The 12,426-nt window shown below is 54.0% G+C and carries 11 protein-coding genes; 6 read left to right on the top strand and 5 right to left on the bottom strand.

From position 1 onward, the window contains the following. Nucleotides 1-140: 140 nt before the first annotated feature. Entirely contained in the window at nucleotides 141-821 is a 681-nt protein-coding gene (locus tag ACWHXD_RS08710) for a HEPN domain-containing protein (protein WP_146225341.1), read from the bottom strand. Between the two features lie 263 nt (nucleotides 822-1,084). On the opposite strand from ACWHXD_RS08710, the gene istA reads away from it, so the two are divergent. Together istA and istB are read left to right on the top strand one after the other, a co-directional pair. Continuing rightward, the gene (gene istA / locus ACWHXD_RS08705; RefSeq protein WP_081273177.1) at nucleotides 1,085-2,605 is read left to right on the top strand and encodes an IS21 family transposase; all 1,521 of its coding nucleotides are present in this window, start codon (nucleotides 1,085-1,087) and stop codon (nucleotides 2,603-2,605) included. Next, nucleotides 2,602-3,342 carry an IS21-like element helper ATPase IstB gene (gene istB / locus ACWHXD_RS08700; protein WP_064491510.1) on the top strand — a complete coding sequence of 247 codons (741 nt, stop codon included), beginning with the start codon at nucleotides 2,602-2,604 and terminating at the stop codon, nucleotides 3,340-3,342. Before istA ends, istB begins: the two co-directional genes overlap by 4 nt. A gap of 152 nt (nucleotides 3,343-3,494) precedes the next feature. Here istB and ACWHXD_RS08695 read toward each other — a convergent pair whose 3' ends face one another. Beyond that, the gene (locus tag ACWHXD_RS08695; RefSeq protein WP_499083834.1) at nucleotides 3,495-4,325 is read right to left on the bottom strand and encodes a hypothetical protein; all 831 of its coding nucleotides are present in this window, start codon (nucleotides 4,323-4,325) and stop codon (nucleotides 3,495-3,497) included. Further along, nucleotides 4,318-6,024, bottom strand: a complete 1,707-nt coding sequence (locus ACWHXD_RS08690; protein ID WP_499083833.1) for an ATP-dependent nuclease — start codon at nucleotides 6,022-6,024, stop codon at nucleotides 4,318-4,320. Before ACWHXD_RS08690 ends, ACWHXD_RS08695 begins: the two co-directional genes overlap by 8 nt. Before the next feature lie 181 nt (nucleotides 6,025-6,205). On the opposite strand from ACWHXD_RS08690, the gene ACWHXD_RS08685 reads away from it, so the two are divergent. After that, complete coding sequence (locus tag ACWHXD_RS08685; RefSeq protein WP_110601924.1) at nucleotides 6,206-6,832, top strand: hypothetical protein; 627 nt, start codon at nucleotides 6,206-6,208, stop codon at nucleotides 6,830-6,832. Nucleotides 6,833-6,899: 67 nt separating this feature from the next. On the opposite strand, the gene ACWHXD_RS08680 is transcribed toward ACWHXD_RS08685, so the two are convergent. Together ACWHXD_RS08680 and ACWHXD_RS08675 are read right to left on the bottom strand one after the other, a co-directional pair. After that, a complete protein-coding gene (locus tag ACWHXD_RS08680; RefSeq protein ID WP_110601921.1) occupies nucleotides 6,900-7,892 on the bottom strand; it encodes a hypothetical protein in 993 nt (330 codons plus the stop codon). A gap of 106 nt (nucleotides 7,893-7,998) precedes the next feature. Further along, nucleotides 7,999-9,645, bottom strand: coding sequence for a hypothetical protein (locus tag ACWHXD_RS08675; RefSeq protein WP_499083830.1), 1,647 nt, complete (start codon nucleotides 9,643-9,645; stop codon nucleotides 7,999-8,001). 451 nt (nucleotides 9,646-10,096) lie between these two features. On the opposite strand from ACWHXD_RS08675, the gene tnpA reads away from it, so the two are divergent. The 3 genes from tnpA (at nucleotide 10,097) to tnpC (ending at nucleotide 12,399) form a co-directional block, all read left to right on the top strand. Further along, complete coding sequence (tnpA, locus tag ACWHXD_RS08670) at nucleotides 10,097-10,429, top strand: IS66-like element accessory protein TnpA (RefSeq protein WP_019818068.1); 333 nt, start codon at nucleotides 10,097-10,099, stop codon at nucleotides 10,427-10,429. After that, nucleotides 10,426-10,761, top strand: a complete 336-nt coding sequence (gene tnpB, locus ACWHXD_RS08665) for an IS66 family insertion sequence element accessory protein TnpB (protein ID WP_019719038.1) — start codon at nucleotides 10,426-10,428, stop codon at nucleotides 10,759-10,761. The genes tnpA and tnpB overlap by 4 nt, the downstream gene beginning before the upstream one ends. Before the next feature lie 81 nt (nucleotides 10,762-10,842). Next, entirely contained in the window at nucleotides 10,843-12,399 is a 1,557-nt protein-coding gene (tnpC, locus tag ACWHXD_RS08660) for an IS66 family transposase (protein WP_019818069.1), read from the top strand. Nucleotides 12,400-12,426: the final 27 nt, after the last annotated feature.

Here is a 12,426-nt window from a genome sequence, read left to right as displayed (position 1 = left end):
GCGGGCTGCGGTGGCAGTTTTTTGCAATCACCGTAGTGGTGCTTTCAAAAACGGCGCCGGCTAGCATCCGCCGGACCGTATAAAATATCGACAAGGGGATGAAGCAAGAATTCCACTTGCGCTGAGCCTAAAATGGTTCATCAATCTGAGTGGTGTATTGGCGACCAAGGGTAAGTACCAGTGACCCGCGCGAGATGATCTCCCACAGCAAACTCAGTATGGAAAGCAATACTGATAACGTGCATCAAATAGTTGAATCCATCCCCCTTGCCCACCGGCTTACCATGCCGTAAGCGATGGGCGATATCGCCGCGCATAGTAATGAACTTATCCAGCTTCTCGGCTGCTTTTTTGGGGGAGACGCCTTTCCAATGCCAGTTATTGCTGAGGGCCGGGATACCTAACAACTGATCAAAAAGTTTATTCACTGGCTCGGTTTTGGGGGTATTGAAATTGCCGACCCATTTCTCCAGCACTGCCGATTTATGCGACGCCAAGACTTGTTTCCATCCCAAGTCTGCAACCTCCCAAACTCGGTCTGGATCTTTCTGATTCAAAACCGCTGCTGCAATATGATTTTTGATTTTTTGGGGGATATGGCTGGAGTCAGACGCATGGGTAATCAAGTAGTCAAACGCTTCCTGAGCCAAGTCTTCTATGAAGCTTTCCCATATAGCCGTCACGAACACGATAACGGAACGGTTCAGTACCTCAACACCATGCTTACGCCCTCTACCCTCGCCAGCATAATCCTCGTGAATAACCCATAGCTGCTCAATATCTTCCTGATTCTCAACAAACAGCTTTAACGCGTGCGACATCTTCGTCTCGCTCCCTTCAAAATCTGAGCATACCGCATGCCCTATGCTTTGAAGGCACCTTGCAAGCTTACCTTGTGGTTTTTTTCAAAATTTAGCTGATGTCGTCACTTACGGTGGGTTTTGTCTCCCGCTGTTAATGGCCAATTAAACTGACCCACCTCTGGCCAACAATTTTGACCCACCCATAGTGGCATTGGCCACCGACCATGTAGCGTCACCCGCCTTATGCACAGGCCGGGGACAGATCATTGAAGGAGTGGGTTGTGATTCACAAGATCAAGGGGTTGTATGACCAGGGCCGAGGCCTGTCGGTCCGTGCCATCAGTCGTGAGCTGGGGATTTCCCGGAACACCGTACGCAAGTATCTCCACCTGGATGAGATGCAGATCAGCGCTACCATTGCTGACCCTTCACGCACCAAGGTGCTCGACGAGCACCGCGATTATCTGATTAATCAGTTGGGTCAGTTTCCAGCCCTGAGCGCAGTCAAGCTGGCCCGTCGCCTGAGGGAGCGCACCACCGAGCTGGCGGTGTCAGACCGGAGCATTCGCCGCTATGTGCAAGCGCTCAAGCAGCAGGTTGCCAGTGGCCAGTTGCGCTATTACGAGCCGGTCGTTGAGTCAGTGCCTGGCGTGCAGTGTCAGGTCGACCCCGGTGAGCTGCGAGGCGTCATGATTGGCGGCCTGGAGCGTGTCGTTCATTTTGTGGTGTTTGTGCTGTCCTGTTCACGGCTGATGTATGTCGGTCTGAACTTCCGGCCGCTGGATACCGAACGGTTTATCCAGATGCACGACGAGGCCTTCCGCTACTTCGGCGGCGTCACCGAGGAGTGCATCTACGATCAGACCAAGATGGTGGTGATCAACGAGCAGTACCGTGAGCTGACGCTGAACCAGCGCTTCCACCAGTATGCGACTACCGTCGGGTACCGCATCCATGCCTGCGAGGGCTATGACCCGGAGAGCAAGGGCAAGGTGGAGGCCGGGGTCAAGTACGTCAAGCGTGACTGCTTCTACGGCGAGCACTTCCAGGACGAGGCCGCCGTCCGACAGCACCTGAATGATTGGCTCGAGACTGTCGCCAACGCACGCGTGCACGGCACGACGGGGCAGCATCCAAGAGCGCATTTCGAGGCACTGGAGCGTAGTCAGCTCAAGCCCTATCTCGTCCCGCAGAACCTGCTGCACGTGGCGCCGACAAGGGAGACCCGCAAGGTCGACAAGACCGGCTTGATCTCATGGCAGGCCAACAAGTACTCGGTACCCATGGCCTGGCAGCAAGCCCGTGTCGGTGTCAGCGCACAGGACAACCAGTTGCTGATCCATGACCTGGAGAGCGGTGAACTCATAGCCACCCATGACCTGTGCAAGGCCAAGGGCCGGATGATCAAGAACAACAACCATTACCGAGACCATGCCCAGCGCATTACCGACCTGGAGCGCGGCATCGACTCGATCCTGCCCGATGCCCTTGGGGCAACCCTGTGCCAACTGCTCAAGCGTACTTCGCCGCGTATCTACAAGGATCAGCTGGTTGCTGCACGCGACCTGCTCATGGCCCATGCGCCGGTTGATACGGCGTTGCTCGGCGAGTTGTGCGAGCGCAGTGAACTGACCGCCACCGGGCTCAAGCGCTACCTCGAAGCATGGCAGCAAGCCAAGGCGCGGGGCCGGATCATCGGCGACCATGACTATGCGCCAGAGGCCGGTAGCCAGGTTAGTCACGCCGACCTGAACGCTTATGCCCGCATTGGCCAGTCGACTGGCCACGGGGTGACCCAATGAGCCTGCTCGACAGCACTATCGCGCAGTACCGAAGCCTGCGCCTCAGCGCGACCGCGGGTGAGCTGGCCACCCTGCTGGCCAGAGCCGAAGCCAATGAACTGTCCTACCTGAGCTTCGCCCAGTCACTGGTCGAGCATGAGCTTAACGCCCGCTCCAGTAGCCGCGTAAGCCGCAACCTCAAGCAGGCGCAGTTCCCCTCGGAGAAGCATCTGGAGGCCTTCGATTACCGGCACCAGACCACCATCACCAAGCGCCAGGTCAGCACCTTGCTGGACTTCAGCTTTATCGACAACCGCGACAACCTGGTGTTCATCGGACCACCGGGTGTGGGCAAGACCCACTTGGCCATTGGGATTGGCCACAAGGCGGTTCAGGCGGGCTACAAGGTGCTGTTCCGCACGGCTCTGGCGTTGGTCGAGGATCTGGAGCTGGCGGAAATGAAGGGCGAGCTGAAGAAGCGCCTTAATCAGCTGAGCAAATACGACGTGCTGATCATCGATGAGCTGGGCTACCTGCCGATGACGCGCCAAGCCCGGTACAACCTGTTCCAGTTAATCAACAACCTGTACGAGTACCGCTCGGTCATCCTGACCACCAACAAGGACTTCACCAGCTGGGGCGAGTTCTTCCATGACGACAACGTGGCCGTGCCCATCATCGACCGCGTGATCCACCATTCACACATCTTTATGCTGGGAGGTGAGAGCTATCGTTTGAAGCAGAAAACCGGCGGTTAGCGGTGAGCAAGTGGGTCAATTCTATTGGCCAAAAGTGGGTCAAAATTAATGGCCATTGACACCCGCTCCGGAGTCCTCGCCATGCGTTTGGCTTCTGCCCTTCCCTCTACGTGTTTGCGCTACTCACAATCCATCTCCTCGCGACGACTAACTTATACGACCCGCTCTACTGGCACATGCCGGCCATTGCCGATAATCGTCAGAGACTTGGATCCGCGAGTCATCGCAACATACAGATGCTTGGCATCAAGAGAATCCGCATCCAGGATTACCGCATGATCGAATTCAAGGCCCTTAACCAACAATGTGGTGCCGATGAGTTTACGGTGAGAGATGGGTCGCCCCGTATGCCTCATATCGCGTTGGTAGATCTTGCCCACCTCTAAAAGGGTCGACCCTTCGCTCTCGCTGTGCATTTTGAGTACATGGAGCAGGCGAAACAACAAGTCACGGCGATAAGCACCCGTTTCCGGGTTTGCTTTGAGCTCTAGGAAAAATGCTATCAAGTGACGGCTTGTAGGATCTTCGAGGTAAACATTTGCGGCCAAAAGCAGGCTTGGGTATTTGGTAGTTTTCCGGAGGATCGCAGACTCTCCGCGACTGGTACCCGCGTATGAAGCTGATATGGCATGCCGAATGAACAACTTCGCTAGCAGGACAGAGCAGCATCCATAAAGCTGGTTCCACTGTTCATCTGTCGGGTTGTCTACATTCCACCCTGATGTCTTCGGATAGGCCAAGCACAGACGCAGAGACCAGCTCGCAATGGTGTCGATCTGGTATTTTGAAGTCGGTACGCCGAGCGAAGTCATCTTCGCTCTGATCGAATTTACGCCGGCGAAGGTGTGAGTCAAAACCAGCTGCTTACCGTCAGAAATCCGCGTTGCCAAAGCAATGAGATGCGTCTTTCCGTAGCCTGCCGGGGCGATTACGTACCCTTTGGCCTTACAATCGTTGAGCTTTACGGCTAATTCTTCAGACATGCTCGACCCACCTCCAAAGCTTGGTTAGCTGGATGGATAGGTCCGTTTTAGCGAATTCAGCGTCCTCAAACGCAGGTTTAATCGTTTTGAACCACAGGTCGCCACGTGTGATGTCTTTGAACCAGTTCGATTTTTTGGCCGCATTACCAATCGCCTTTCGCAGCTCGGGGCTGTCTTCCCAGTCGCCAAGCTCCTTTTCCAAGTTACCGTCGAACTTATTGAGTACTTGATCCCTAACCGAGTAATTCAGCGTATCCCGTGCTAGATAGAGGCTACTCAAGACGAATTCCCACGGCACATCTTGAAAAGCACGCTCCTCCAATGACAGCTTGTCACTCCACATGAAGACTGGAATCTCCAACTCCCTAAGCTCACGCGCATCAGCCTCGGAAAATTGGTCGTCCGCATCTCCATCGGCAAGTGCAGACACATTGTAGTGAAGTGCCTTAAACGCCTTGGCGATCGGTTTCACCTTTGACCCACCGATGACGTCTAACAGTGCCACTCCATGGTATGACAGTGGATCTTTCTTATTCTCGACTTGGTAATCATCGAATCCCCGGAGGAAGCCAACCTCTGTTGCGCCTTCACACACGATGACCTTCTTGGCGAGGAACGCGTCGGAGCTTGAACGTACTTTTCCCTGTAGTTCATGCTGTTCAAGCCCTTTTTTTGCTGCTGGGATAACCTGAGTTAAGCCGCCTTCACGATGCACGACGTAGAGCTCATTGATGGTCAGCTCACGCAATACTGTCGGCGAGTGGGTCGTAAGGAAATATTGGCCCCGTTTGTCTTCCCTGATGTGCTTGATCAGCCGTGTAATCCGGTGAGGCTCAAGGCCGAGCTCCACCTCGTCGAACAGGGTGATATGGCCTTCATCCAGCCCCATCTTCTGAATACCGCACAGAAGCATGCGCCTGGATCCTAGCCCCAACTGGCGCAGCGGAATTTCACCGTCATGCAGGACTAGTCCACCGGCTTTCAAATTTATGGAGGCAAGATCGAGGTGCGCCTTGTAGGCATCGACTACGGGAACCCCAAGGAGCTTGGCGACTTCCTGAGATTTCAACGCCGCAGCATCGAAATTTTTTAGCGTCTCCTCCCGCTTCGCATCTAATGACGATCGCGCAGTTCTTGAGGCATCTGCCAGCAGTTCATTCAGGCTCTGTGCCGCGGTCAGCTTTGACAAGGCAGTACCCGTAGCCCAGGAAAGCTGCCTTTCGCTGAATGTGCCGATCAAGCCGACGCTGACTTTGTTCCGGTCGGCTTGCTTGAAGGGAACTCCCTCCGGTTGTCGGTCGCATACGACAACCCATTGGGGTTCGAGATCTTTGCCAACAGTGAAACGCACGGTGAGCACGTTTTCGAGATGGTCATCTGGCTCATCGTTGATCTGAAACGCGTCGATGTCCCAGCCTCGGAGGTAATGTCCATACTTAGCGAGAGAACAAAAATCGTCTACAAGCTCGCCGATCGTTGCTTCGATTGTGATCGAATTTTCAATGTTGCCGTTATGGAAGTCGGCGTCGCTGAGCGTGAGATTCCACTGGGGATAGAACGTATACCGAATGGCATCCAGTATGGTCGATTTAGACGAGTCTCCCTTTCCAATCAGACAGAAGATGTGAGCCTTCGGGAGGTTCCACTCCAGCTTGCTGACGCCACGGAAGTTCCTGATTTCCAGCTTTCTAATTTTCACCAGACTGTGACTCCTTCACATTCGAGCACTTGGAAGGAGCAGCTTCAACGCGTGGATGCGACGCAGCCTCGCTAATGCTCCTAGGCATTTCCATCACCTGGCCATCGTCGCTCGCGGCCATGACGGCACGGAGGCATAATGCTGGCCACCTAAGATAAGCCGAAACTGTGGAAGGAGCTACATGGGCACCATTAAAGATGGATTTGATGATGCAAGCTTTCTGGGAAAGCTAGCCAAAAAGATTACGCTCAAGGCCTCGAAACGCACGCTCACCAGGGTCCTGCTCATGGCCACCGTAGGAATTGTCATCTTAGGTAGCTACCTTGGGTACCTTACCTACCTGCTAGGTGAGTACCGAAAAAGCTCCAACGAACATAACGCTAAGTACGGTTTCATGCTTGCCGAAAACCAAGACAAGCGAACGATTGATTACCTTGAGCTTTGCATCGATGCATCAAAAAATAATGACGCGAGCCGCAATTACTATTGCGGCACGGCAGTGGAGCTTTACAAGACAACGTTCAAGATGATGCCCAGCGACACAGATGTGAACATAGAGAAAGCGGCGTTCGGCGCAATGAAGGCCGACATCGCAGCCAGAATTCGTTTCATGGCTCTACAGCGCACGATGGGGCAAAGCGCAGACATAGATGGCGTATTAGGTTTTCTGCTGAGCATTACAGGAATCACGATTGCAATGATCGTAGCCGTCATCTGCATGCTCACCACGATTGTCTGGACTTGGCGAATTTCTCGAGCACAGCTCATCGACCAGCAAAACACCAACCCGCCCCCTACGCCAACGTAAGACCCCGCGCGCTCTGCCCTAGAGGTCGATATCAGCGAATCGAGCTTTGACGCCGGGGCGAGTAGAATCACTCAGAGATTCGTATGGCTCCGGCAGAATATCGTTGCTTCAGCATTCGGTCGATTTCGGCTACGTATTTCTCAGGAGACATGCCGCAAGGCTCATTTCGAAGCTGGTGCACGGCGAGCACCGTTTTCGCGCGAATTTTTTGATTGCTGGTCAACTGGATAACCATTTCCAGGTTGGCGGGATTAAGGAATTCATCGATCAGCTCCGTCTGGGAATGTATATCTCTCTCGATGACTGTGAGCTCATTCAGTCGATTGAAAACAGCCTCTGCCTGTTCAACCTGTGCATTGGTCAAACGAGTATTTGAGGGAATGGTTTCAAGTGAGCGGCGAAAATCGAGCAGACGCTCCTGATACCGCTGTCGACCCAACTGTAGCCATACCCCCATTCCTTTGAGATTTCCGAAGGAATGGGGGTACCAGTGACGCTCCTCATAGGCCTTACCCTTCTCATCAATCCCTTTTTTGATGATTTGATAGTCCCATCGCACTTCCAACTGGCTGCTTTTCCACCGAGTTTGCAGGATGTCACCCACACGCTCGGGAAGGATTTGCATGACGTGGTCAATTCTTTCCAATAGCCCGCGATGCCTGATATTTGCCGTTCTTACCCGCTCAACAAACGCATCCCGCTGGAGGAGTAACGTCTCCACCTTATGGCGGCGAATATTTCGTTTTTCCGCGGCTGAAAGTTGTTTTAACGCGCCTTTGACCTCAGCGTCATGAAGACCCAGGTGATTGTGGGCGCAGCAATGACCTATCAGTACGTTAGAGCCATCTTTGAGTTCGACGACAAAGCCATGCTGATGCATCTTCGAACAGCGCGTACCTTTTTTTTGGTATTGGCAACTGGCTTCAGGCTGGATCAAGCGATATGGGCGTAATGGGTGACTGTACTGCTCCTTGGTCAACGTGATGTCAGGGCAGATTTTGAACAGGGAGAGGAGATCGACAAGCGATCTGAGTTCGATGATGCCATGAGTAGGAGCCATACAGTCCTCTTGAGCGAACACCAGTGAGAGAGCTGTATATTAACCCAGTAATACCACATTGGTATCACTGGGGTAAAAAGGAGGCGCCGTTACCATACCAGCAGCACTACGCCGCCCCGGAAGCAGATACAGATATGAGTGGCGCTGGGGAAGCTGGCACTGAAGTGTTCTCAACCGCGGTTCGCTTTTTGTCCCGCTCCTTTTTTCTGGCCGCTCGCTCATGGCTCATCTCAATTTCTTTCAAAGGGTGGTTGATGAAGTGCTGTTCGTAGGTGCGGATCAGCCCTGCATCGTTACTACCCAAGACTTGCTCGAAAACCTGATCTGAGCCCCTGGCAACGATCTCGTACTTTTGAGTTTGAAGGTTTCTCTCCGAGATCATCAGCAACGCCTCGGGTGTGAATCGACCACTGCTCCAAATTTCAAAACGCTGCGTAAGGTCCCGCCACTCTGAGTGACTCTTGGCCACTTCGCGAATCACCGGGATCCGCTCATCAAGCCATTTCACGACCTCCGCGTCGTCAACATTGCCCATGGGGTTAACCCCCTTACACTCAATGAACACTACGTCTCGATTTCTTCTGGCAATCAAGACGTCAATTTCAGCTTCTCGTCCTAGGCTATCTTTGACCTTGCGATTTACCTCAGGATCGCCACCTGGAAAGCTGGTCTTGGCAATCAGAGCCACCGCAAATTCGAACAGACTGCCTCGTAACGTGGAGGCGGCGCCTTCGATTCGGGAAAGGACGTTGAAAATCTTATCCAGAGTCTCAGGGCTATCCAGAAGCCTCGCCGTATTCTCGAGAACCGAGCATAAGTTCTTAAGGACCCTAGCGACCTCTATGCCGAAGAGGTTTTCTGTTGTGGCCGGGATGATGCCCTCGCTTTTCAGCAGCGCGAACGCGTCCATTGAAAACTCTTCGGCCACAAATAACTGAAGACAGCGATTAACCTTCTTCAGACTTCGAAGCGTCGCGCATTTTTTTATGAACGCACTCAGCTCCTTCGCCGTTACCTTTCCATTCAAGGCAATGTCGCAAACAAAAAAGCCTCCTTTAACGCCAGTGGCTTCAGTGTATGAACGCATTGGGAACAGATAAGACGGCCCGGCCATATCCCATTGGAACGTGCCTACTTGAGGCATCTTCTCAAGACCCTCGTCTTCACGCGTTTTGACGGCCTCGTAGCTCACCAGGCCCAAATTTCGCGCCCAGTCTTTAACTGCCAAGAGCGCCACTCGCTCACAAATATTTCGAGCTTTAAGTCGGGGGAGTGTGAATCCGTCTTTGAGAGACATTTCCTGATCGCACCTAACGATGCATACATCACCACCCGGTAGGGTGACCTCCTTGAGGAGATCTGCACTAATCAAACGCTCAAGGAGAGTATGCGCGGAAATGTGTTTTAGCTGAGCGACTGGCGCCCCACAGGCGATGAGAAAGTGTGAACGCATCATTATGTTGGAGCGCATCTTCAAAGCCTGAAGCGCTTGGTAATACGTGCTGTTCGTCTCTTGGAGCGCATCCATCAGCTTCGAGAAAAATCTTGGCGAACCGTAATCGGAACGCAAGTAGACAAAGCGGGCACGATGCGGGAAAACCAAATGCCCAAGCTTTCTCATGTCATCGCAGCCGCGCTCAACACGCTTGCGTGCTGCCGCAGGCGTCAAGTTGTGCTCGACTTCCAAAATCTTCGCGAGCTCACTGCTCAACATTGGGCCGCTTTTGGTCAAGATTTTTGAAACCGCATCCATAGCCACTCCGCGCCTTCTCGGTAAATGTCACACTGCGCTATTTATAACCTTGTAAACAAGGTCCAAATCCCTATCGTCGAACAAAAACCAGAAAGCCACGTTCTACAAGGGCTGTAGGGCCATTCACAGATAGAAAATCAGGAAAATGTCACAATAGTCATTCTAGCGCTTCTTTCCCCTCCTTATACATGAAGTGAGCGGCGCCTTTGCCTAGCCCCGGCACCTCTATAACTGTGACGGTCTCTAGGAGTCAACGCGCCCAGTCATCCTGGCCTGACTTCGATGTGGTGCTCTCCAGGGATACGGATTTCCCGCTCGCTGCCGTTACATTTAATTCCATCAATTTCAAGGTAACCGGCCAGCAAACACACCTTTCTGACCCCACCGCCAAAGGCGATGGTGTCCACCTATTTAAGTGGACACCACTTCTAGCCTTTTAAGAGGGTCTTTCATGCAGCCACAACGCCGTTCCTATTCCAGGTCGTTCAAGGCCCAAGTCATTCAAGAGTGCGCCCAACCTGGGGCCTCGATTGCCAACGTTGCGCTGAGCCACAGCCTCAACGCGAACCTCGTCCACAAGTGGATTCGGCTGCAAACGCAGAAAAGCATGGCGCTGCATCCCGCTTTTGTTTCACTGCCCATGCCACTCGCCAGCACTGAGTCGCAATCGGCATCATCGACTATCAGCGTTGAGATCCAGCATCCGCGCGGCACCGTTAAAGTGAACTGGCCAACTGAAAGTGCTGCTGCCTGTGCAACCTTTCTTCGAGACCTGTTGCGATGATTCGTATCGACGCCATCTGGCTCGCCACTGAGCCCATGGACATGCGCGCCGGCACTGACACAGCGCTGGCGCGGGTGGTGGCCGTGTTCGGTGCGGCGCAGCCGCACTGTGCTTATCTGTTTGCCAACCGCCGCGCCAATCGCATGAAAGTGCTGGTGCACGATGGGTTGGGCATCTGGCTGGCGGCGCGCCGACTGCATCAAGGCAAATTTTTCTGGCCGGGATCTCGGCACGGCTCGCAGATGGAATTGGGTGCCGAACAACTGCATGCCCTGGTGCTGGGTTTACCTTGGCAAAGAGTTGGGCAAAACAGTGCGATTACCCTGATGTAATCACTGCCATGGCCAGCGTCGCCGTGCAATTGTCCGATGAGCCTATCGTCAGTGTTGGCCTGTTCTGACAAAATCGGCGGCATGACTTTGCTTCCTGATTTCGACCAATTAAACCCTGAACAACTGCGCGCTATCGCCGCGCAGCTGATGCAGCGTGTCGAGACTCTCGATCAAAAAGTCGAGTCCATGGACAAGCAGATCCATCACTACAAAACGGTCAACGACAAGCTGACCCACGAGATCGCACAGCTCAAGCGTTTCAAGTTTGCCAAGCGCAGCGAGCAGCTAAATCCGTATCAAACCAGCCTGCTCGATGACGTGATCGATGCCGATATCGCGGCCATCGAAGCCGAGCTTGAGACGTTGCAACCCGCTCCAGCCCCGACCGTGGCTCGGCAAAAACCTAAACGCACCGCCTTGCCGCCCGAGTTTCCACGCACGCCCATCCATCACGAACCGGACAACACTCACTGCCAATGCGGCTGCGCCCTCAAGCGTATCGGCGAGGATGTCAGCGAGAAACTCGACTACACGCCCGGCGTGTTCACGGTTGAACAACACATCCGTGGCAAGTGGGTCTGTGAGGACTGCGAGACCCTGATCCAGGCACCTGTTCCTGCGCAGGTCATCGATAAAGGCATCCCCACAGCAGGTTTGCTGGCTCAAGTGATGATCGCCAAATACGGTGATCATTTGCCACTGTACCGTCAGGAAAAGATCTTTGGCCGGGCCGGCCTCGCCATCCCGCGCTCGACCTTGGCGCAGTGGGTCGGCACTTGCGGTGTGCAACTGCAACCACTGGTTGATGCTCTGCGCGAAGTGGTGCTTGGACACAACGTGGTGCACGCCGATGAAACGCCGGTACAGGTGCTCATGCCTGGCTCGAAGAAAACCCATCGGGCCTACGTCTGGGCCTATGCAACCACCGCGTCTGCCGATATCCGCGCAGTGGTGTACGACTTCAGCCCCAGCCGCTCGGGCGAACATGCACGCAACTTCCTGCAAGACTGGAAGGGCAAGCTGGTCTGCGATGATTTTGGTGGTTACAAAGCCAGTTTTGCACTCGGTGTCACTGAAATCGGCTGCATGGCCCATGCGCGGCGTAAGTTCTTCGACCTGCACGCCACGAACAAAAGCACGCTCGCCGAGCAAGCTCTGCGCTATATCCAGTTGCTGTACGAAATCGAAAGTGAAATCCGCGATTTGGAGCCCGATGTACGGCGACGAATACGACAAGAAAAAGCCGTCCCCGTGATGAACATGCTGCACACTTGGATGATCGCCCAGCGCGAGCTGGTACACGAGGGTGTGGCCATCGCCAAGGCCCTGGATTACAGCCTGAAACGCTGGACGGCGTTGTCACGTTATCTGGATGACGGCGCGGTGCCTATTGATAACAACCACATCGAGCAGCAAATCCGGCCATGGGCGCTCGGACGCAAGAACTGGCTCTTTGCAGGGTCGTTACGCAGCGGACAACGCGCGGCTGCGCTGATGAGTTTGATCCAATCGGCCAAGCTTAACGGGCATGATCCGTATGCTTATCTCAAGGATGTGCTGATGCGGCTGCCGACGCAGCGCGCCAGTGAGATCGCCGAGTTGTTGCCGCATAACTGGCTGCCGTTACGCAACCTGTAATGCCCGTTCGCTTACTGAAATCGAGGA

Source organism: Pseudomonas fjordensis (assembly GCF_976987115.1).
Note: the sequence above shows the minus strand (reverse complement) of the source record. Positions and strands in the feature narration are given on the sequence as shown.